This window comes from Bradyrhizobium sp. SUTN9-2 (genome assembly GCF_003122645.1).
Lineage (GTDB): Bacteria > Pseudomonadota > Alphaproteobacteria > Rhizobiales > Xanthobacteraceae > Bradyrhizobium > Bradyrhizobium yuanmingense.
This window is the reverse complement of sequence record NZ_LAXE01000001.1, coordinates 6,263,275-6,285,402: the sequence shown is the minus strand read 5'-3', so window position 1 is coordinate 6,285,402 and position 22,128 is coordinate 6,263,275. Positions and strand designations below refer to the sequence as shown.

General features: G+C 63.9%; 17 protein-coding genes and 2 pseudogenes. 12 read left to right on the top strand and 7 right to left on the bottom strand.

Annotated elements, in window-relative coordinates:
* Positions 1-166 precede the first annotated feature (166 nt).
* Positions 167-1,270, top strand: coding sequence for a calcium/proton exchanger (gene cax / locus XF30_RS29065; RefSeq protein ID WP_109144575.1), 1,104 nt, complete (start codon positions 167-169; stop codon positions 1,268-1,270).
* A gap of 156 nt (positions 1,271-1,426) precedes the next feature.
* Here the strand turns inward: cax and XF30_RS29060 are convergent, their stop codons facing one another.
* From XF30_RS29060 to XF30_RS29045, 4 genes are all read right to left on the bottom strand, one after another.
* Positions 1,427-1,705, bottom strand: coding sequence for a hypothetical protein (locus tag XF30_RS29060; protein ID WP_502696143.1), 279 nt, complete (start codon positions 1,703-1,705; stop codon positions 1,427-1,429).
* 8 nt (positions 1,706-1,713) lie between these two features.
* Positions 1,714-2,145: a pyridoxamine 5'-phosphate oxidase family protein gene (locus XF30_RS29055; protein ID WP_109144574.1), complete on the bottom strand. Its 432-nt coding sequence runs from the start codon at positions 2,143-2,145 to the stop codon at positions 1,714-1,716.
* 191 nt (positions 2,146-2,336) lie between these two features.
* Positions 2,337-4,076, bottom strand: coding sequence for a SulP family inorganic anion transporter (locus tag XF30_RS29050; RefSeq protein WP_109145888.1), 1,740 nt, complete (start codon positions 4,074-4,076; stop codon positions 2,337-2,339).
* A 442-nt stretch (positions 4,077-4,518) separates the two neighbouring features.
* Complete coding sequence (locus tag XF30_RS29045; protein ID WP_109144573.1) at positions 4,519-5,178, bottom strand: hypothetical protein; 660 nt, start codon at positions 5,176-5,178, stop codon at positions 4,519-4,521.
* Positions 5,179-6,252: 1,074 nt separating this feature from the next.
* Here XF30_RS29045 and XF30_RS29040 point away from each other — a divergent pair.
* From XF30_RS29040 to XF30_RS29025, 4 genes are all read left to right on the top strand, one after another.
* Entirely contained in the window at positions 6,253-7,872 is a 1,620-nt protein-coding gene (locus XF30_RS29040; protein ID WP_109144572.1) for a coiled-coil domain-containing protein, read from the top strand.
* A gap of 62 nt (positions 7,873-7,934) precedes the next feature.
* The gene (locus XF30_RS29035) at positions 7,935-8,978 is read left to right on the top strand and encodes a TAXI family TRAP transporter solute-binding subunit (RefSeq protein WP_109145887.1); all 1,044 of its coding nucleotides are present in this window, start codon (positions 7,935-7,937) and stop codon (positions 8,976-8,978) included.
* Positions 8,975-9,604: a hypothetical protein gene (locus tag XF30_RS29030; RefSeq protein ID WP_074447514.1), complete on the top strand. Its 630-nt coding sequence runs from the start codon at positions 8,975-8,977 to the stop codon at positions 9,602-9,604. The genes XF30_RS29035 and XF30_RS29030 overlap by 4 nt, the downstream gene beginning before the upstream one ends.
* A gap of 24 nt (positions 9,605-9,628) precedes the next feature.
* Positions 9,629-10,246, top strand: a complete 618-nt coding sequence (locus XF30_RS29025) for a DsrE family protein (protein ID WP_081494513.1) — start codon at positions 9,629-9,631, stop codon at positions 10,244-10,246.
* Positions 10,247-10,504: 258 nt separating this feature from the next.
* On the opposite strand, the pseudogene XF30_RS29020 reads toward XF30_RS29025, so the two are convergent.
* Positions 10,505-10,678 (bottom strand): annotated as a pseudogene (locus tag XF30_RS29020) (SDR family NAD(P)-dependent oxidoreductase); the annotation flags it as partial.
* Positions 10,679-10,841: 163 nt separating this feature from the next.
* Here XF30_RS29020 and XF30_RS29015 point away from each other — a divergent pair.
* The 3 genes and pseudogenes from XF30_RS29015 to XF30_RS39965 all read left to right on the top strand — a co-directional run bounded on the left by XF30_RS29015 (position 10,842) and on the right by XF30_RS39965 (position 13,852).
* The gene (locus XF30_RS29015; protein WP_109144571.1) at positions 10,842-11,612 is read left to right on the top strand and encodes a methyltransferase domain-containing protein; all 771 of its coding nucleotides are present in this window, start codon (positions 10,842-10,844) and stop codon (positions 11,610-11,612) included.
* A 182-nt stretch (positions 11,613-11,794) separates the two neighbouring features.
* Positions 11,795-12,355, top strand: a pseudogene (locus tag XF30_RS39970) (TRAP transporter small permease); the annotation flags it as partial.
* Positions 12,356-12,571: 216 nt separating this feature from the next.
* Entirely contained in the window at positions 12,572-13,852 is a 1,281-nt protein-coding gene (locus XF30_RS39965; protein ID WP_244609112.1) for a TRAP transporter large permease, read from the top strand.
* 240 nt (positions 13,853-14,092) lie between these two features.
* On the opposite strand, the gene XF30_RS29005 is transcribed toward XF30_RS39965, so the two are convergent.
* The gene (locus tag XF30_RS29005; RefSeq protein WP_036004379.1) at positions 14,093-15,163 is read right to left on the bottom strand and encodes a glycosyltransferase family 4 protein; all 1,071 of its coding nucleotides are present in this window, start codon (positions 15,161-15,163) and stop codon (positions 14,093-14,095) included.
* A gap of 274 nt (positions 15,164-15,437) precedes the next feature.
* Here XF30_RS29005 and XF30_RS29000 point away from each other — a divergent pair, with 274 nt between their 5' ends.
* The 4 genes from XF30_RS29000 to XF30_RS28985 are packed head-to-tail and all read left to right on the top strand — an operon-like array spanning position 15,438 to position 21,341.
* A complete protein-coding gene (locus XF30_RS29000) occupies positions 15,438-17,201 on the top strand; it encodes an ABC transporter ATP-binding protein (RefSeq protein ID WP_036025953.1) in 1,764 nt (587 codons plus the stop codon).
* A 58-nt stretch (positions 17,202-17,259) separates the two neighbouring features.
* A complete protein-coding gene (locus XF30_RS28995; RefSeq protein WP_109144570.1) occupies positions 17,260-19,464 on the top strand; it encodes an amylo-alpha-1,6-glucosidase in 2,205 nt (734 codons plus the stop codon).
* A gap of 18 nt (positions 19,465-19,482) precedes the next feature.
* Complete coding sequence (locus tag XF30_RS28990) at positions 19,483-20,004, top strand: PRC-barrel domain-containing protein (protein ID WP_057026798.1); 522 nt, start codon at positions 19,483-19,485, stop codon at positions 20,002-20,004.
* 23 nt (positions 20,005-20,027) lie between these two features.
* Positions 20,028-21,341 carry an MFS transporter gene (locus tag XF30_RS28985; RefSeq protein ID WP_109144569.1) on the top strand — a complete coding sequence of 438 codons (1,314 nt, stop codon included), beginning with the start codon at positions 20,028-20,030 and terminating at the stop codon, positions 21,339-21,341.
* A 43-nt stretch (positions 21,342-21,384) separates the two neighbouring features.
* On the opposite strand, the gene XF30_RS28980 is transcribed toward XF30_RS28985, so the two are convergent.
* Positions 21,385-22,083, bottom strand: a complete 699-nt coding sequence (locus XF30_RS28980) for a helix-turn-helix domain-containing protein (protein ID WP_192893282.1) — start codon at positions 22,081-22,083, stop codon at positions 21,385-21,387.
* Between the last annotated feature and the right edge of the window lie 45 nt (positions 22,084-22,128).

The window sequence follows — 22,128 nt, the reverse complement described above, 5'->3', positions numbered from 1 at the left end:
GGGCAAAACACTGGCAGGATGCCAGCGTGCCGGCGATCGGCCGGGAGCAGGCCGCATGCGCGTCCTGCGCGCGCCTTCTCCACCACGCCGGCGTTGAGACAGATCAACACTCGACCTGCGCGGCCGCCCGACCTTTCCATCAGCGCATCGATGGAAGGGCGGCTACATGCAGATTCTGCTCAGGGAAATCCGGAATACCCCTTTGCTCTGGATGCTGGCCTTCGTGCCCATCGTGCTGGTGGCAGAGGCGGTGGCGCCACATTCCCATACGCTGCTATTCGTGCTCGCGGTGCTGGCCATCGTTCCGCTGGCGGCGCTGCTCAGCCACGCCACCGAGGCGGTCGCCGCCAAGACTGGCGATGCCGTGGGCGGGTTGCTCAATGCAACGCTCGGCAATCTGACCGAGCTGATCATCGCCATCACGGCGCTGCGCGCCGGCCAGTACATGCTGGTGAAGGCCTCGATTGCGGGCGCGATCGTCACCAACGCGGTGTTCATGCTGGGCGCCTGCCTGTTGCTGGGCGGCCTGCGCTATCATGTGCAGGAATATAACCGCGCCGGTGCGCGGCTCTCGTCCGGCCTGTTGCTGATGGCGACCGTCGCGCTGCTTGCGCCTTCGGCGGTCGCCGATCTCGACCACCTGCCGCAGGGCGGGGGCATCCTCAACAAGCTCAGCCTCGGCATTTCGGTCCTGCTCATCGCAGCTTACGGGCTCGGCCTGTTGTTCTCGCTTCGAACGCACAAGGAATTGTTCGCAAGCGCCGGTCACGGCGACGACGACAAGGAGGCGCACTGGCCGATCGGAACGGCCGTCGGCACGCTGCTGGTCGTCACCGTGCTGGTCGCGCTGGTCAGCGAGATCTTCGTGGAATCGGTGCAGAAGGCGGCGGAAACCTTCGGAATGAGCCCGGCCTTCGTCGGCTTCATCGTCGTCTCGCTGGTCGGCGCCGCCGCGGAATTCGCGGTGGCCTTCGCCGCGGCACGCAAGGACCGGCTCGACATGGCCGTCAGCATCGCGCTTGGCAGTGCCTCGCAGATCGCGCTGTTCGTCGCACCCGCTTTGGTGCTGCTCAGCTATGTCGTGGGGCCGAAGCCGATGGACCTGCAGTTCTGGCCGGGCGCCGTCACCATGATGATGATCGCGACGGTGACGTCGGCCTTCATCACGGCCAGCGGGCGCTCGGCCTGGTTCGTCGGCGCCCTGCTGATCTTCATCTATGCGGTGTTCGCGCTGACGCTCTACGTGGTCCCGCCGGCGGGGCAGGGGTGAAGTTCGGTGCCCTTCGATCTCGCTCCGGTAGGCTATTGTCGTACGAGAAAATGCCGGCTCCAGGCAGCGATCGTCGGCGTCAGCCCGGGTGCATGGCGGCGCGATGCGCAGGGAGCAGCAAACCGCGAAGGTTAGGCGTGCTTCGTCGAACCCACCTTACGGCACAAACGTGCTGAGCTCGTAGACGACGACCGCAGCGCCGAGGCAGCGCCGCCAGGGATTCACGCCGCGGATAATCTCATCGGCGCCCCAAATCACTAGTCCGCTTTTAAAGACGATTGTCAGGGCGACGCTGGCTCTTCCCGCGGAAGGCCAGATCCAAAGAAGGCCCGCGACGATCACGATCCATAGAATGAGGTTGGGCCATTGCGCGATGGTGATGGCACCGGTTTCGCGGCTCCTGAAGAACCAATCGAGGAATCGGCGGACGATCACCGCGTCAGTCAGATCACGACCTCACCCTCTTCGCGGCCCGTCCAATAAGTGATGCGCTTGGCTTTGACCTTGATCAGGACGATGCCCGGCGTATCGATTCCGTTTTCGAACCACTTGTCGAGGTCGCTGGTCCAATGCTGTTGGAAGGCGGCCTTGTCGCGGATCAGCTCGGCAGTCCCTTCGACCGCGAGGTAGATTCCCTTCGAGAATAGGCCCGCCTCCGATGAGAATCCGAGCGCTACCTTGGGATTTCGTTGGATGTCCGACACCGTTCGCGCCTGTTCGTAGGTGAAGTAGTACGAGGTGCCGTCGTAGGCGACGTCGCCGTTGTTGCTCATCGGACGGTTGGCAATCTCGCCGTTCTCGGTGTGCGTCGAGAGAATGGCGATGTCGATGCCGGCCATTTCCTTTGAGATTTCGGCGAGCGATTTCTTGGGCATGAACTTTCCTCCAGTGGAGCGGAGGCAACGATTGGATTGGGCCCATGTTCCCCGAAGCCGGGCACGAAGTGCGCGCCCGCGGTTCAGCAATGACTCGCTTATTGCCGGCGGCGGTCTGGCGGTTGGCCGCCATGCTCGCCGAAAATGGCCGCAGGTGCGGCCCTGCGCTGGTTGTCGCGCTGGCCGGCTCGTCAAGACCCGACGTGACGACCGACCTCGACCTGATCCTCCCAGTCCTCCCATTCGACATTGTTGATGTGGAGGTAGCTCGAGACGGCCGAGCCGATGGTCGGAAAGAACTGGGCTTCGCCGACCTGCGCATACAACCCGAACCGCTTCAGCTTGTCCTTCACGGGATCCTTCAGCTCGGCAAAGCAAAGTTCGATGCTCCTGACGTGGAGCGCCTCGTCCAGTTCGGCAATTGTGTCGCAGGCGGTGACGTCGACGCTCGTGACCGGTTCGGCGGCGACGACCAGCCAGCGCACGGGTGTCGGCGATTGCTCGACCGCGGCCAGAATACGTTCCTTGAAGAACTCGGCATTGGCGAAGAACAGCGGCGCGTCCCAGCGGAACAGCACCAGTCCGGGTATCAGGCGGGCATCGGGATATCTCGTGATGTCGTGATAGCCCTTGACGCCCTGCGCCCGCCCGAGAATTGCGGAGTGCGGACGCCAGCCGTCCCACAGAAACTCGGCAATGGCGACCGCGATGGCGAGGCCGATTCCGGGAATTGCGCCGAGCACGGCTACGCCCACGAAGCACAGCACGGTCAACCAGAATTCCCAGCGCTGGATCCGGTAGATTCGTTTGAGATCACTGATCTCGATCAGGCCGATTGCGGCTGCGATCACCACGGCGGCCAATGCGGCATTCGGCAGGTGCTGCAACAGGTTTGGCGCAGCCAACAGAAGGAACGCGATCGCAAACGCGCCGACGACACATGTGAGCTGGGTGCGGGCGCCGGCGGCTTCGGCAACGGGCGTGCGCGAGGAACTGCTGCTGATCGGGAAGCCCTGGAAAAAGCCGGTCGCCAAATTGGCCGCGCCGAGGCCCACCATCTCCTGGTTCGGATCGACCTTGTCGCCCAGACGAGCAGCATAGGTTCGCGACAACACGCTGGTATCGGCGAACGAGACCAGAGCGATGGCGCAGCCGCCGGCCAGCACGGGGATCAGATCGCCATAGCCTATCCTGGGAATGGAGAAGGCCGGCAGACCTTGTGGAAGTGGCCCCAAGACTTTCACACCATAACCAGTTCCCAGATCAAGGAGTGAGACGACAAGGGTCGCTGCGACGACGGCAATCAGGATTCCCGGCAGTCGCTTGCTGTCCTTGAGCAGCAGGATGACGATCAACGTACCAAGTCCGACTGCGAATGCGGCCCAATTGATCTTGCCATCACCGATCCAACCGGCGATCGCCCATAGGTCTCTCAGCGGTCCTTCGCTTTCGATCGAGAAGCCGAGCAGCTTTGGCAACTGGCTGATCAAAACGGTCAGCGCGATCCCGTTCATGTAGCCGTACCGTATCGGCTTGGACAGTAGCTCCGTCACGAACCCTAACCGTGCGATGCCGGCCACAATGAGCACCGTTCCCGAAACGAGCGCCATCATGGCGGCAAGCATTGCGGCGCGGACCGGATCGCCGCCGGACAGGGGGACGATGACGCCGAGGATGACAGCTGCCAGCGCCGAGTCCGGTCCGAGCACGATGATGCGGCTCGGACCGAACATCGCGTAGGCCAGAAGCGGGACGATGGTCGCGTAGAGGCCGTGGATGCCCGGCAGACCGGACGCCACGGCATAGGCAATTCCGACCGGGACAAGCATGGTCGCCAGCACGAGACCTGCGAAGACATCATGCCGAAGCCAGGCCGCTTCGTAGGACCGAAGCGTATCGATCCCGGGCACCCAACGCGTCCAAACGTTCACCGCGCGCACTCCAAAGGCCGGTCGCCATGCGAAGCGATCGCCGGTCAACAGACGATCAACACGGATATCTGCAGTCACGTGTCGGCTCGCCGATAGCGCGCGACGATCTCGCAACGACTCGACCACTCGCTTGACGCAAATCAACGTTGCCGTAACCTCGACTATTCCGCGGCGCAGCAATCCTTGGGACGAGAGCCATCGCTCCTGGACCTGATACCGCAACCCGCCATCCACCGAGGGGCCGATAGCCTTTTCCTGTGGTCATCCTTCGCGACGCCCGCTCAGGCGGGCTCCTGAGCAGGGAGTGTGTGGCTGCAGTCTCGGAAGACACTGACGCCGATTAGCCTCATCCTGAGGAGGCGCGTAAGCGCCGTCTCGAAGGACGAGGCGTGCGCACCGGCCAAGTCATGTGCGATAACCTGGCCATCCCTCACGTTCGTCCTCACCGCACGATCATCGACTCCGGCCAGTTCGGTGCTTGCCACACCGTCGACCACGGCTGGTTACCCCCACAGCCGCGCGCCGTGACATCCACGCGGACGAGCACGAAGCTGCTGGTGCCACTGGTATAGCCTTCGGTCGTTCCCAGGCGGTAGACGTGACGAAGGCGAGAACTCGGACACATGTCTGTTCCGGTTAGGGCCTCGAACACGCCGGCCTCCTTTCGCCAGGTGATGAGGCCCGGCCGCGGCGTGGTGCCGAACCCGGTGTTCTGTGCGAAGAATGGAAACGCGACGAGCTTCGGATGGCGCGCGTCCTTAAGGTCGAAGACGAGATGACTTCCCACGATCCACTGACAATATACGAGGACGAAACGGCGCTCTCTCTCGACCAAGAAGCGAAGCGGAATCTCTTTCATGCCCTTTTCGACGTCGCAGTTTTCGCGTTGTGCTGCGCGCGCCACCTGCCGTGGGACCTCGGCGAGGGCTGAGACCTGGAAATCCGTTCTGCCTCCAAACGGGATGGGATCGAAGGCGGCAGTCTCATCTCGACTGCCGGCGCTCTGCTTGTCCTCGCCGAACGCGGCGGAGGTCAAGTGAACTGCGGCGAGGAGCATCAAGAGACCGATCGCAACACTCACGCTCTTCAATGCCGAACGCATCGCATGACTTCCTCGAACTGATACCGCCGCAGTCCCGATCCACGGGGATCACCGTGCCCATGATTGTACTGCGCCCGCGAGGCGAAAAACACCACGAGCGCACGCACCCATGCGGTCAAGCCAGGCCGTTTTCGGCGATTTCAAGCCAGCTGTGGTGGCACGAGAACAACCGAAGGACACGCCTGAGTGTGTATCGGGCATGGGCCCAAGTGAAGGCCCGCATCTGGGAGTTACGGCCCCAAAATTTGAGGCGCTCCCGACGCGGGCTTGGGCTGTCGACTCGCCTACTGCCAAGATCGGCGCCGCATCGCCAAGGTACCAGTGACTTTTGAACGTTTGCGCATTCGTCGTTCCTCAGCCTTTTCCAGGCGGGTACGAAGGTTCTGAAGCTCCGTCAGTTGAGAGCTGAGCGACAAAACACGTTGACGCAGAATCGCAATACGGTCGCACTGACCACGAGTACTCATGACGCGCCCTAAACTATGACTGTCAGGAAATGAACAGCTGGGCCAAGAAACAGAATGGACTTAAACCTATGAGTGTTGATGACCATAGCAAAGGTTCATGAAATTTGATTGACACGCGCGGCAGGGACGTCGCCGACCGCGATCGGAACATGCCAAAGATCAAAGCGCCGTTGGATCGGTGATTTTGCGCGACCACCCCAGTTCGATTCCGAGTTCTTACGGAAAACCGCTGCTAGAGCACAAGCCCGAGCACCAACCAGCTGGCAACAGACAAACAGACGCCAATTCCCAAATACGGCAATGCAATGCGCATGGTCATTCCTCCATGCCTAGACGCGACGAGAACATGGTCAGATACGCAGATTCGGGGCGCCAGCCCTATATTCCATGCGATGTATGAGGTGTTTAACGGCATCCGACGAGCATATTTAATTTGACTTTTGAATATGGTCAAGATTATATGTATTTGAGTTAATTGCTATATTTAATTTGGGCGTGTCGCCGCGCCGCAACACATTATCTACGCGTGTTCTGATCGGGTGCCGAAACCATGCGAACAGGCTGGGCGATCGCTCCATTGGAGTTGCTCTTGAGAGAGGCGTGATGCATGCGCCAATCAATCGATACTGCACCCAGGGACCGAGAAAGCACCCGAATAGAAGATGCGGCGGAGGAGCTCGGTCACGGGTCGCCCGAGACGGGCAGATGGGGCGCAAAGGACGGCTCAGCGCTCCGCTCTTCACGGACCCATTGGTGGGGTGAGACCGAGGATATCGATCCGGAGGAGACGGGTAGTTCGCTCATTGCAGCTGTCGTTCTGGTCGCCCTTATCTTCGCTGGGGTGACCCTGCTCGGTGCTTTCGACCCGTTCAACGCACAACCGACTGCCGAAACAACTCGAATCGACGGCGGGAGCGCCGCCGGCCTCGACCAGCGGCCTGACTTCGCGACCGGATCGCCAGCACTCCTTCAGAGCGAAATGTCCGAGGCCCCGATTCAGGCGGTCTCCGCAAGCGCGGCGGGCCCGCCACCACGGCTCGACGCCGACGGGCGCAGTGACGCGCTCTCCGGTGAACTGGCCGGCGCGCGCAGGGAGCTCGAAGAGGCGGTCCAGCGCACGCATGCAGCGGAAACTGCCACGGAGGAGCTGCGGCAGTCTCTTCAAATTGAGCGAGCCCGCAGCGCCGCCTTCGCGGACGAACTTGCCGGAACCCGCCGCGAAGTAGAGGCTCGTATCGCGCAGGCGCGCGAAGCGGACGAGGTGGCCGCACAGCAGAGGGATGCGGCGGCGTGGGCGATCGCTGAACTGCGGCAGTCCCTGCAGCAGGAGCGGGAAAAGAGCGCCGTCCTGGCGAAGCGAGTGAGCGCCGCGCAGGCGATAGCGGCAAGCGCTGAGCAAGAACGCTACGAGGCGCAGTCACGCGCCGCCGCCCTCGCGAGCGAGCTTGCCGGCATGACTGGCGGATCGGCTACGGCCGACGGTGCGACGGCGGAGCAAAGCGAGGCGGTGGGCGGGGAGATCGCGGAATTGCGGCAGTCCTTGCAGCAGGAGCGCGAAAGGAACGCAGCCCTCGCGCAACAAGAGGACGCCGCGCGGTCGGCAACGGCGAACGCCGAGCAACAACGCCGTGCCCTCGAAGAGGCCCAGGCTCATGCTGCCGCGCTGGAGAGCAAGCTTGCGCAAACGCGCGGCGTCATCGAATCGCTGAACGGGCATCTGCGCGAGGCGAACGATGCAGCCTCGCAGCAGAGACAGGCAGCGAACCGGGAGATCGCCGAACTGCGACAGTCGCTGGAGCGGGAGCGGAGCAGGACTGAAGCCAGGGAGAGCGAGATCGCCTCGGTATCGCGCCTTATCGATCAGCACGCCCCGGCGGCGCAAAGAAACGGCGGCCCGACCTTGTCGACGGCGCAGAACGTGACCGCAACGGAGCCGCCGACGAATCCAGGCCAGGACGAGGTGGAGGCCCGATTGATCCCGCGTGCCAGAGCGTTGCTCGATCAGGGCAATATCGGTGCAGCGCGGATTGTGCTCGAGCTTGCGGCTGAGAAGAACAGTGCGCAGGCGACCTTCATGCTCGCGGAGACATATGATCCGGCGGTTCTGTCGGCTTGGGGTGCCTATGGAACGCGCGGCGAGGCGGCCAAGGCGCGCGAGCTCTACGCGAAGGCACAGAGGAGCGGCATTCGCGGAGCCAAGGAACGACTGGATGCATTGCATCACTGAGAGTGGGCTTTGCATTCATGCCGGGAAGAGTGGTGACGGTGGGCAATCCGGAAAGGAACGACATGAACAAGCTGCCAAGGTCGCTCTCGTCGCTCGTGCTCGCCGCGCTGGTGCCGATTGCCGTGCTGCTTCAAACGACTTGCCTGGAAGCACAAACCGCAAGATCCGCCAAGGCCGATGCACAAATGCTCCGACGGCCGCTCCCTCAGGAGAGCGAAAAGGGCCGGATGAACGCCTGGACCGTCGGGCTCGCCGGCGGCCTGCTCGAGGGCGCGCCGATCCGCCTCGCGGCAGAAATGGCCCGTGTCGTCGACGACGGAGCAGAGCTGCATCTCCTGCCGATCGTCACCCGGGGCGCCACCGACAATCTGAATGCGCTGCTCTATCTGCGTGGTGTCGATACCGCGATCATCAATTCCGACGCGCTCGAGGAGTACAAGCTTCAGGTTCCGCAGATCCAAAGCCGCATCACTTATCTGCTCAATCTGTTTCCGTCCGAGTTGCACATCTTCGTGCGGCCGGAGATCACGAGCCTGCAGGACCTTGCCGGCAAGAAGGTGAACTTCAATACTCAGGGCACCGCAGCCGCCTATTCCGGTCCGCTGATCTTCAGCCGCCTCGGCGTCGACGTCGACAAGACGTTCATTCCGCATCAGCTTGCCCTGGAACAGATGCGCAAGGGGGAGATGTCGGCCGTCGTGTTCATCACGTCGAAGCCCGTGGACGCCTTCGTGCGAGGCCGCTGGGAAGCTGGATTCAAGTTCCTGCCGGTCCATTACGACAGGAAGTTCGAGGACTATTATCTGCCGGCGACCTTGAACGCCAACGAGTATCCCAATCTGATCAAACAGGGTGAGCGGGTTGCGACTCTTGCCGTGCCGACGGCTCTCGTTGCATTCAACTGGCCGCCACGCTCAAACCGCTATCAACGCGTGGCGCGCCTCGTCGAGTACCTGTTCTCGCGGATTGACCGCCTGCAGGCACCAGGCTTCGATCCGAAATGGCAGTCCATCAATCTCGCGGCGTCCGTCCCCGGGCTCACCCGCTTCCCGGCTGCGCAGGAATGGCTGGATCGCAAGGCACGCAGCGTACAGGCGAGGCCATGAAGAGTGCCGTTCCTCCGTTCGCCGTCGCCTTGAACGTAGCCTGCGGAATCGCTTACGCGCAAGACACGGGCGATGCCGTCGAATCACTTCGGGCTTGTTCGGCGATGGAAGGGCGGGGCCGGCTGGAATGCCTGCAAGAACTGTCACGTAAGATTCCGCCGCCCGGGCGGCGGGCGTCAGATGGCGGCTGGCTGATCAGCGAGACCACCTCGCCGGTCGACTATTCACCCGTCGTCACCGCCACCACCTTTTCGGTTGGCGGCTCGGATGGAGCCACGATGCAACTCGCAATCCACTGCCGCAAAGGCCGAACGGAAGTCACGGTCGCCGGACCGGCGCTGTCACGGAGCGCCAACGAATACGTCATCTCCTTTCGGCTGAATGCGGACACGCCGATGCAACTCGCGGCGGCGTCGCCGTCATTCGGCTCCGGCGTCGCTTTCGGGGGCGACGTCGTAAAGTTGCTGAACGCGCTACCCGACGAGGGTCACATCGTCGTGCGCCTTTTCGCCCGCACTGGTCAGGTGCAAGACGGACAGTTCCTGCTCAGCGGATTCGAGAACGTGCGCAAGAGAATGGCGGCTGCATGCAAATGGCCACATAGCGTCGCCAGACCGGGAAGGTGATGGTCAAGGAACGGGAGACACGAGATGATCAATCCGAAGTTGACGATAGCAATCATCGGCGGCCTGGCGATGGTGCTTCTGGTCGAACCAAGCGCGCAGGCGCAACAGGACAACCAGTTGATCCCGCAGATGAGCGAGAAGAATCAAGCACGCGATCCGAAGCAACCGACTAGACGGATGCACGTGAGCAAGCCGGGGCAGACTCACACGAGCAAGCAAACCGCTGCGACACGGGCGGCGATGGCTCAGGCGACAAAACCCGAGATCGTCAAAAAGCCGCACCAGCTGATATTGCAGGTCAATTCCAACGAACCTGCGATGATGAACCTCACGCTCAACAATGCCACCAATGTCGCGCAATATTACCGCGATCTCGGTGAACCAGTCTCAATCGAGATTGTCACCTTTGGTCCCGGTCTTCATATGCTGCGCGATGATACCTCGCCGGTAAAGCCACGCATCGAGGTGCTCGCGATGAGCAATCCCGAAATCTCCTTCAAAGCCTGCGGCAACACCCAGGAAAATATGCGGAAGGCGGAGAACAAGGACATCAATCTGATTCCGCAGGCGACGGTGGTCAAATCGGGTGTCGTCCGCGTCATGGAGCTGCAGGAACAGGGCTGGAGCTACGTCAAACCGTGAGGTCCGGCGACAATGAGGCCGTCGGATGCGCAGTTAGAGCGGAATGGCTTTAGGTTGAATCGATTGCCACGGGCTCGGTGCAACCTCTCCCGCTCTTGTCCGCCGAAGCCTTGGCGAAGGCGGATGCGGGAGAGGTCACGCCACCGGCTCGCGCCGACGGCGCGCCCGACGACAGCCTCCGGCGCGAGTCAGGGCTTTCTCCTCTCGGGGCTATCCCATTGCGGAAACATTCCCCAGCCCTCTCTCACAAGCGGGAGAGGGAATGCACTTGCCTTGTAGCAATTCCTTCACCAGCTCGGCGAGGAGATCGGTGCGGCGCGCCACGCCGATGACGCGCACGCCTTCGGCGGCGAGGCCCCTGGCGATGGCGCGGCCGATGCCGATGCTCGCGCCGGTGATGACAGCGGTTTTCGATTTGAGCCCGAGGTCCATGGTCGCAACGCTCCCTTGGTCCTGCCTGCTTTTTGTTGTTCGTTTGCCGCTCTGTCCCGCGGGCTTGCGAATTGCCCGACCGGGACGAGCAGTGGTAACCAAGAGGCTTGCCGAAGGACAAGAGCCTTGGCGAGGGAAATACGAAGAACAAAGGCGTCGAAGGATGGTCTGGGATCCGCAGCAATATCTGAAGTTCTCCGGCCACCGGCTCCGGCCCGCCGTCGACCTGTTGATGCGGATTCCGGATTTTGCCCCGCGTGCGATCGCCGATCTCGGCGCCGGCGCCGGCAACGTCACCAAATTGATCAGGGAGCGCTGGCCGGAGGCACGCGTGATCGGGGTCGAGGGCTCGGCGGAGATGGTCGCCGCAGGACGCAAGGCCGCCCCTGACGTGGAATGGTCGCATGAGGATCTCGGCCATTGGAGTCCCGCTGGGCAGTACGACTTGATCTATTCCAATGCCGCACTGCATTGGCTGCCCAATCATGCGGCACTGTTTCCGTCGCTGATGGAGAAGGTGACGCCCGGGGGCATGCTCGCGGTGCAGATGCCGCGCAATTTCCTCGCGCCTTCGCATGTGCTGATCGGCGAGACTGCGCTCGACGGCCCATGGCGCTCCAAGGTGGAGCATCTCGTCATCCGGCCGCCGGTGGAAGGGCCGGCCTTCTATCACGATCTGCTCGCGCCGATGTCGGCCAACATCGACATCTGGGAGACCGAATATCTGCAAGTGCTCGAAGGCGACAATCCCGTGAAGGAATGGACCAAGGGCACCTGGCTGACGCGCTATCTCGACGTGCTCCAAGGCGAGGAGAAGGCCGCGTTCGAAGCCGCCTACGGGATGCGCGTCGCAAGGGCCTATCCGAAGAATGCGGCGGGGCAGACGCTGTTCCCGTTCCGGCGCCTCTTCATGGTCGCGCAACGGAAAGGCTGATGGCGCTGCCGCAATGCGGCATAGCACGCGTTGCCTTGGACTCGCGCGGATGCCGGCTTGCGCATCCGGCGGTCATCACGTTAGCTTGGCAGCGCTTAGCTCTCGTTGTTACCGACGGCTGCGGCCCAATAACAACAGTACCAACGGTCGGGGGCAATTGCGCTCCCGGCCGTTGCGCTTGAATGATCCAATCCGGGGGGACCAAGTTGCTGCGTGTGCTGAATCGCTTTCTCGATCATCTCGAGGAATGGCTGATCGCGACGATGATCGCGGCTGCGACGTCGCTCATCTTCGTCGCGGTGGTGCACCGTTACGGCGCCGGGCTGTCGATCGACCTCGCCAAATGGGCGGAAGCCCGCAACCTCACTGTCCTCGCCGTGCCCGCGCGCGCGACGTTCGCCTGGCTTGCCGCCCTCGATTTGTCATGGGCGCAGGAGCTCTGCATCTACATGTTCATCTGGATGGCGAAGTTCGGCGCCGCCTACGGCGTGCGGACCGGCATCCATGTCGGCGTCGACGTGCTGGTCAACATCCTGCCGGGCGGCTCGCGCCGCCGCATCATCACCTTCGGCCTGCTGTGCGGCGCGCTGTTCACCGCCATCGTGGGCTATTTCGGAGCCGCCTTCGTCAGCCACATGTGGCACAGCGGCCAACAGTCCAACGACCTCGAGGCGCCGATGTGGGTGGTGTATCTCACCATTCCGATCGGCTCCGGCCTGATGTGCTTCCGCTTCCTGCAGGTCGCCTGGTCGTTCTACCGCACCGGCGAGCTGCCGCATCACGATATGGCGGGCGTCGAGGGCGTCGAGGCGGATCCGGTGCATCCGGCGCCGGTCACGCCCACCCAGGTGGTCCGGGACGAGCGCAGCCCGCTCGGCTGGATCCTGATGCTGCTGCCGGTCCTGATCGTCGCGCTGTGCTTCGCGCATGCGGCCCATGTCATCACCTTGCCGCAGGGCCTGCGCGTCTTCATCGTGTTCGCGCTGCTGATCTCGCTGATGCTGACCGGCATGCCGATCTCGATTGCGCTGGGTCTGACCGTGCTCAGCTTCATGTTCACGCTGACTGACGTGCGAACCGAATCGGTGGCGCTAAAGCTGTTCACCGGCATCGAGAATTTCGAGATCATGGCGATCCCGTTCTTCATTCTGGCCGGCAACTTCCTGACTCATGGCGGCGTGGCGCGGCGGATGATCACCTTTGCAACCTCGCTGGTCGGCCATTGGTATGGCGGGCTCGCGCTGTCGGGCGTGGTCGCCTGCGCGCTGTTCGCCGCGATCTCCGGCTCCTCGCCGGCGACCGTGGTGGCGATCGGCTCAGTGATCCTGCCCGCGATGGTCGCGCAAGGCTTTCCGAAGCGGTTCGGCGCCGGCGTGATCACGACGTCGGGCTCGCTCGGCATTCTGATTCCGCCATCGATCCCGATGGTGCTCTACGCCGTCTCCACCAACAGCTCGGTGGGCAAACTCTTCATCGCCGGCATCGTGCCGGGGCTTGCGCTCGCCACGCTGCTCGGCATGACGACGTTCTATCGCGCCTGGCGCAACGACTATCCGCGGATGCCGAAGGCGACCTTCATGGAGCGTCTCGATGCGTTCCGCAAGTCGATCTGGGGCATCCTCCTGATCGTGATCGTGATCGGCGGCATCTACAGTGGCCTGTTCACGCCGACTGAAGCTGCCGCCGTCAGCGCGGTCTACGCCTTCATCGTCGCGGTGTTCATCTACAAGGACCTGAAGCTGCGCGACGTGCCGCGCGTGCTGCTGTCGTCGGCCAACCTTTCGGCGATGCTGCTCTACATCATCACCAATGCCGTGCTGTTCTCGTTCCTGATGACCTACGAGAATGTGCCGCAGGCGCTGGCGCAATGGATGATCGACCAGGGCCTGGGCTGGATCGGCTTCCTGCTGCTCGTCAACATCCTGCTGCTGCTCGCAGGCAACGTGATGGAGCCGTCCTCGATCATCCTGATCATGGCGCCGATCCTGTTTCCGGTCGCGGTCAAGCTCGGCATCGACCCGATTCATTTCGGCATTCTGATGACGGTCAACATGGAGGTCGGCCTGTGCCATCCGCCCGTCGGCCTCAATCTCTACGTCGCCTCGGGCATCGCCAAGATGGGGATCACCGAGCTCACGGTCGCAGTGTGGCCGTGGCTGCTGACGATGCTGAGCTTCCTCATGGTGGTGACCTATTGGCCGGGCCTGTCGCTGTGGCTGCCGCGGCTATTGGGGATGTAGCGGGGTGAGCGGCGTAGGAAGGATGTTCGAGATCGCCGAGCCGAAGCGGGTGAGGGTCGGGTAGGAGGCCGTCGCCAAGTCCTCCGTCATTGCGAGCGCAGCGAAGCAATCCAGAGTCCCTCCGCGGAAAGATCCTGGATTGCTTCGCTGCGCTCGCAATGACGAATTGATAGGGCGGGCGCTTACGCAAATCATGGCCGGTACTGGCCCGGCCATGAGGTTTGCGCCTAAGTTGCCTTCCTACTCCGCGCTGCTCACCAGCTTGATCCGCGGTGCCTGCGCCTCGGTCAGGCTGCGATATGCGGCGAGGTAGTCCAGGGCCATGCGCCGCGCGGTGAAGCGGGTCTCGAACTGCTTGCGGATCGCGGCGCGGTCGAGTTGCGGAAGCCGGTTCACCACGCCCGCGGCGCTGATGACGTCCTCGACGATGAAGCCGGTGAGGCCCTCGTCGATGATCTCCGGCACCGAGCCGCGGTTGAAGGCGACGACCGGCGTTCCGCACGCCATGGCCTCGATCATGACGAGGCCGAACGGCTCCGGCCAGTCGATCGGCAGCAAGAGGCCGAGCGCGCCGCTGAGGAAATCCGATTTCTCGTGATCGCTGATCTCGCCGATGAAATCGACCAACGGATTGTTCTCGATCATCGGCCGGATCAGCTCGTCGTAATAATCCTGGTCGGCACGGTCGACCTTGGCCGCGATCTTGAGCGGAATGCCGCAATGGGTCGCGATCTTGATGGCGCGATCGACGCCCTTCTCGGGCGCGATGCGGCCGAGCACGGCGAGGTATTCCTGTTTCGCCGGCTTCGGCGTCAGCAGCTTCTCCGGCAGGCCGTGGTGGATCGTCGTCACCCAGTTCGCCTGCGGCACCGGCCGCCGCTGCGCATTGGAGATCGAGATGACCGGCATCTTGGTGAAGGTGTTGAAGACCGGCTGATGCTCGGGAAGATCGAGCCGGCCGTGCAACGTCGTCACGAACGGGGTCGGCTGGCGGTGGAACAACGACCAGGGATAATAGTCGAGATGGAAGTGGAGGAAATCGAACTCCTCGTCGTCACATTTTTGCCGCACCCGCTCCAGCAGCACCATGTGCAGCGCGTTGGGATCGCGCACCGAACCGTCGAGCCGAAGTGCCCGCGGCCATAATGCATCGAGCTTGGCCGATGTCCGCGAGTCGCCGCTGGCGAAAAGCGTCACGTCATGGCCCAGGGCCACCAGCTCTTCCGTCAACCAATGCACCACCCGCTCGGTGCCGCCATACAGCTTGGGTGGAACAGCCTCCGTCAACGGAGCTACCTGCGCGATGCGCATCTCACCATCTCCTCTGCGATCATGAAGTTGAAACCCCCGCCTTAACGGCACCGGCAATGCCAGACGAGGGAACGTTCCCGCACCTGCGAAGTTCCTTCCCCCGAACGTTACATATTCGACACGTCGGCGGAGCGTCGCGATGCTGCCACTACATCTTCGCACATCGTCCGCATCCGCATGTCGTGATGGGATTGCCCGGGAACCGAGGCGAAGCGGTCGATGTTCACTCGACCAGTAACGAAACGAAAAATCAGCATAACGGGGCGACAGCCATATGGATCAGCTTTCTGGGTACGCGCGTAGGCCATTTGCCTTTGTCCTGCGCTATCTCCGGCGTCGTCTCGCGTCGCATTTGGTGATCCTGACCGCGGTCGTGGGGGCCGTTGCCTGCTCCGTAGGCACCCAGTATGGCGTCAAAGCTCTGGTCGACGCCTTGTCGGCCGGTCCCTCGTATGGCGGTGGCGTATGGCTGGCATTCATTCTGCTCATGTCACTGATTGCCGCCGACAACTTCCTGTGGCGGATCGCAAGCTGGACGGCGAGCTTCACCTTCGTCCGGGTCACGGGCGATTTACGGCGTGACATATTTCGTCATCTGACCGGGCACGCCCCGAGCTACTTCTCGGACCGGATGCCCGGCATGCTGACGAGCCGCATCACCGCGACCTCGAACGCGGTGTTCACCGTCGAGAACATGTTCGTCTGGAATGTGTTGCCGCCGTGCATTGCCACAATTGCGGCAATCATCCTGATTGGAACCGTCAGTCCCTACATGGCGCTCGGCCTGATCGCGATCGCGGGCGGCATGGTAGTTGCGATGTTTCGTCTGGCCGCGGCCGGCAAGCCGCTGCATGACGATTTCGCCGACAAGGCCGCATTGGTCGACGGCGAGATGATCGACGTCATCAGCAACATGCCGCTGGTGCGCGCCTTCTGCGGCATCAGCCACGAGCATGAGCGGTTCGACGCGACCGTGAACCAGGAGCTGACCGCGCGCAGCCGCAGCCTGCGTTATCTGGAGAAGCTGCGGCTGTTGCATGCCGTCATCACCGTGCTTCTGACCATTGCGCTGATGGCCTGGGCGATCTCGCTCTGGCAGAAGGGCCAAGCGACGACCGGCGACGTCGTGCTGGTCTGTACGCTCGGCATCTCGATCCTGAGCGCGACGCGCGATCTCGCGGTGGCGCTGGTCGACGTCACCCAGCACGTCGCGCGTCTGACAGAGGCGATCGCCACGCTGCTGGTGCCGCACGAGCTCCGCGATCATCCCGAGGCCGAGCCCCTGGTCAAAAGCGGCGCGGCCATCGCGTACAACAACGTCACCTTCGGCTATCCCGGCAGCGACAAGATCTTCGAGCGCTTCAGCCTGCGCCTCCAGCCCGGCCAGCGCGTCGGACTGGTCGGCCAGTCCGGCGGCGGCAAGTCGACGCTGTTCACGCTGCTGCAGCGCTTCTACGACGTCGACGAGGGCAATATCACCATTGACGGCCAGGACATCTCGAAGGTGACGCAGCTGAGCCTGCGCGAGGCGATTTCCGTCGTGCCGCAGGACATTTCCTTGTTTCATCGCTCCATTCGCGAGAACATCCGCTATGGCCGGCCGAACGCGACCGACGACGAGGTGCTGCGCGCGGCGATCGCAGCGCGCTGCGACTTCGTCGAGACCCTGCCCGAGGGCCTCGACACCATGGTCGGCGACCGCGGCGTCAAGATGTCGGGCGGCCAGCGCCAGCGCATCGCGATCGCGCGCGCCTTCCTGAAGGACGCGCCGATCCTGCTGCTGGACGAGGCGACCGCCGCGCTCGACAGCGAATCCGAGGAGGCGATCCGCGAGGCGCTGTCCCGCCTGATGCGCGGCCGCACCGTGATCGCGATCGCTCATCGCCTTGCGACGCTGCGCAATTTCGATCGTGTCGTGGTGTTGAGGAATGGTAAGATCATCGAGGACGGCTCGCCCGAGCGCCTGATGCAGGGTCACGGGCCGTATCGTGAGCTGGTCACGCAGGAAATGAGCCGGCTCGCGCAAGCCGCCGCGTAAACCAACAGTCGCGTTCTCGAGTCGGTCGCGTTTCGAATCAAGCGCAGGGGAGCAGCTCATGTCGGCAGAAGCCGTAACCCAGTTCGTCTCCGTGACGCGGACCCCGGAACAGGTCGCGGAACAGCCCTTCTACATTCCGATGACCGGGCCCTCGGCCCGGCCGCGGCGTTCGCTCAAGCACGACGACACCTTCATCGTGCTCGACAGCCACGGCGACATCGGCGCGTCCGCTGGCGGGCCGGACGGACTGTTCCATCACGACACGCGCTATCTTGCGCGGCTGGAGCTCGTGCTCGACGATCTCCAGCCGCTGCTGCTCGGCTCGAATCTGCGCGACGACAATTCGGCGTTGACCGTCGATCTCACCAATCCGGACATCTACCGGCAGGGCAACCTCGTTCTGCAAAAGGACCTGTTGCACGTCGTGCGCACCATCTTCCTGTGGCGCGGCACCGCCTACCAGCGCATCGGCGTGCAGAACCATGGCGACCGGCGCACCAGCTTCGAGCTGACGCTGCTGTTCGGCAACGACTTCGCCGATCTGTTCGAGGTTCGCGGCGAGCGGCGGCCGCGCCGCGGCGTCGGAACCGGCCGGCTGCTCGGGCCGACCGACGTCCTGTTCGAGTATCGCGGCCTTGACGACGCCGAGCGGACCACCGGCCTGCATTTCGATCCGCGTCCGACGCGGCTCTCGGTCAACGCTGCGACCTGGGAACTCGACCTTGAGCCGCACCAGGCCAAATCGCTGTTCGTGGCCGTGTCCTGCAACCGGCCGCTGACGGAGAAGCCGGTGCGGTTCTTCCCGGGTCTGCTGGCGCACCGCCGCGAGATGCGGCAGTCGACCATGGGCGCGGCCAGCATCGAGACCTCCAACAACATCTTCAACGAGGTGCTGTGCCAGGCCATGGCCGACCTCAACATGCTGATGACCGAGACGCCGCAGGGACGCTATCCCTATGCCGGCATTCCCTGGTACTCGACGACGTTCGGGCGCGACGGCCTCATCACCGCGCTGCAGATGCTCTGGGTCGATCCGCGCATTGCCAAGGGCGTCCTGCGCCGGCTCGCGCATTTCCAGGCCGCGGCGGTCGATCCGCTCGCGGACGCCGCGCCCGGCAAGATCCTGCACGAGATGCGCGGCGGCGAGATGGCGGCGCTCGGGGAAGTCCCGTTCGCGCATTACTACGGCAGCGTCGATTCGACCGCGCTGTTCGTGCTGCTCGCAGGCAGCTATTTCGAGCGCACCGGCGACGAGGCCACGTTGGTCGAGCTGTGGCCGGCGATCGAGGCGGGGCTGGCCTGGATCGACGGTCCGGGCGATCCCGACCAAGACGGTTTCGTCGAATACCAGCGCGCGACCGAGAAAGGGCTGGCGAACCAGGGCTGGAAGGATTCCTATGACGCGATCTTCCATGCCGACGGCCGGCTTGCCGAGGGCAATATCGCGCTCGCGGAGGTCCAGGGCTACGTCTTTGCCGCCAAGCAGCTCGCGGCGCGTTGCGCGCTGCGGCTCGGCAAGCCGGACCGCGTGCGCAAGCTCGAGGCCGAAGCCAGGGCGCTCGCCGAGCGCTTCGAGCAGGCGTTCTGGTGCGAGGAGCTCGGCACCTATGCGCTCGCGCTCGACGGCAAGAAGCGGCCCTGCAAGGTGAGGACCTCGAATGCCGGGCAGATCCTGTTCAGCGGCATGGTCCGCGAGGACCGCGCGCGTCTCGTCGCCGCCGATCTGATGCGGCCGCATTTCTTCTCGGGCTGGGGCATCCGCACCGTCGCGCAAGGCGAGGTGCGCTACAACCCGATGTCCTACCATGACGGATCGATCTGGCCGCACGACAACGCGCTGATCGCGCTGGGGCTGGCGCGCTACGGCCTCAAGCATTCGGTGGCGCATGTCTTCAAGGGGCTGTTCGACGCCGCGACCTACATGGATTTGCGCCGGCTGCCCGAATTGTTCTGCGGCTTCCGGCGCGAGAAGCGGCGCGGGCCGACGCTGTACCCGGTCGCCTGCGCGCCGCAGGCCTGGGCCAGCGCGACGCCGTTCACGTTGCTGGAGGCGGCACTCGGCCTCGAGTTCGACGTCGCGCGCGGCGAGATTCGCCTGCGCAACCCGCATCTGCCGGCGTTCCTCAACGAGGTGATCCTGCGCGATCTGCGCCTTGGCGAATCCAGCGTCGATCTTCGCGTCAGCCGTCACGGCGACGACGTGGCGCTGGAAGTGTTGCGCACGCGCGGTCAGATCCAGGTCTCGATCGTGCTGGCGCGCTAGAGGCGCGAGGAGGAGGTCATGCGTGCGATCGGAAGGTTGATCTTGGGCGTGGCGATCGTCGCGGGCTTGACGGTCGCCGAATCGCGCGCGGCCGAGGAGCCGCCTGCATCCCCGAGCGAGGCAAAGGCACCGGCAAATGTGCAACCGCCGGCTTCCACGGTGCCCGTTACGCCCAAGGACGCCGCGCCGCCGCCATCGGTGACCATCATCGGCGCGAGCGAGGCCCACGGCGTTCTCGGCCGCGACGTTCGCAGCGCCGCCGGCGAGGACATGGGTCGCATCGTCGACGTCATCGTCGATCGCACCGGCCATGTCCGCGCTGCGGCGATCGATTTCGGCGGCTTCCTCGGCGTCGGCAGCCGCAAGATCGTCGTCGACTGGAACGCGCTGCGCTTCGGCAAGATCGCCAACAAGAAGGACAGCATCACGCTGGAATTGACCAAGGCGCAGGTCGCGGCCGCACCGGAATACAAGGAGGACACGCCGATCGTCGTGCTCGGCGCGTCCGGCAGCCTTCAGCCGCTGCAAGCGATTCAGTGAGGTGCAGGGAGGGCTGACCGCCCGTGCTGTTGTCGAGGAAGCCGAATCATGCAGATCGCGGCGGCGTCGTCGAGCAGGACAACGTCGCGGAGCCGGCGGCTGCGGGCATTCCGGCGCCGTCGCGCCAGAGCCTGCGCGGCCTCGACTGGTTCATCTTCTTCCTCGCCGACGTGCAGACCGGATTCGGTCCCTTCATCGCGGTCTATCTGACGACGCAGAAATGGACCCAGGTCGAGATCGGGTTCGTGCTGTCGATCGGCGGCATCGTCGCCCTGATCGGCCAGATGCCGGGCGGCGCGATCATCGATGCCGCGAAATCGGAGCGCCTCGTCGCTGCCCTCGCGATCGCGACCATCGGCGCCTGCGCGCTGGCCTATGCGGCGATGCCGATCTTCGCCGTCGTGGTGACCGCCGCCACGCTGCATGCGATGGCGAGCTGCGTGCTCGGGCCGGCGATCGCCGCGATCAGCCTCGGCCTCGTCGGCCCGCTCGCGATCGGCGAGCGGCTCGGGCGCAACGCGCGCTTCGCCTCGCTCGGCAACGGCGTCGCGGCAGCGGTGATGGGCACCGCGGGCTACCTGTTATCGAGCCGCTCGGTCTTCCTGGTCACCTTCCTGCTCGTGATTCCAACCCTGATCGCTCTGTCGCGCATCCGCGAGAACGAGGTCGACATCAGGCGCTGTCACGGCGAGCTGCCGCCTGAAGCCGCCGACCGCGGCGATCCCAATATCTGGCACCTGATCCGGCAGCGCCCGCTCATCGTGTTCGCGCTCAGCGTGCTGCTGCTGCAGCTCGCGAACGCCGCGATGATGCCGCTGATGGCGAGCGCGGTGACGGCGCGATCGAGCCAATGGGCGACCGTGCTCGTCGCCTTTTGCATCGTCGTTCCGCAAGCGATCGTGGCGCTGCTGTCGCCGACGGTCGGGCGCAAGGCGCAAGCGTGGGGCCGGCGCCCGCTGCTGCTGATCGGATTCGGTGCTCTGGCGATTCGCGGCCTGTTGTTTGCGACCGTGCGCGATCCGTATCTGTTGGTGCTGGTGCAGGTGTTCGACGGCATCACCGCGGCGGTCTTCGCGGTGATGATCCCGCTGATCGTCGCCGACGTCGCGTTCGGCAGCGGGCATTTCAACCTGGCGCAGGGGATCGTCGGCACCGCAACGGGCATCGGCGCGTCGCTGAGCACGGTGCTTGGCGGCTATGTCAGCGACAAGTTCGGCAATGCCACCGCATTCATCGGGCTGTCCGGCGTTGCCGCAGCGGGGCTCCTGCTGATCTTCTTTGTGATGCCGGAGACGCGGCGCACGGGTCTGACCGCCACCAAAGAAGTGGCCGGCTGAACGTATTCAGCCGGCCAAAGTGGGTCGGGAGGAAGATTGAGGATCAGGCGTCGAGATTGTGCAGACGCTGGCGGTTGCGCAGCATGATCTGGCGGGCACCGGAGAAACCGAGAATGCCCTGAGCGTGCAGCTGCGACAGCGCGCGCGACACGGTCTCCAAGGTGAGGCCGAGATAGTCGCCGATGTCGCGGCGGCACATGGGCAGTGCCATCATGCCGGCGACGGCGAGGCGGCGGTCCATTTCGAGCAGGAAGGTCGCGACGCGCTCCATCGCAGTCTTGCGGCCCAGCAGCAGCATGTGGTCCTCGGCATGGCGCAACTCGCCGGCGGTCATGGCCCAGAGCTTGCGGGCGACCTGCACGTCGGTGCCGGCGGCCTTTTCCAGGCTGGCGCGCTTCACGAGGCGGACGGTGGTATCGATGATGGCTTCAGCGGCGAGACGGTGAGTGGGACCGGATTCGAGGCCGAACACGTCGCCGGGAAGATGGAAGGCGCCGATCTGGCGGCGGCCGTCGGAGAGAAGCTTGTAGCTGCGCACCGCGCCGGTCACGACCTGATAGACATATTCGGCCGCCTCCTCCTCGCCATAGATCTCCTCGTCCTTGCCGTAGGAGAACTCGGTGGCGACCAGGCCGACATGGCCCGCGATCGCGCCGAACTGGTCGGTAACGGGGTGGGCAGGAGCAATCTTGCCACCGATTTGGGTGTTGATCGCCTGGGTGTTGAGCGTCTGGGTCAGCATCTGCGCCATCTCCGTTGTGATGGAGCACTGCTACGATGAAACACG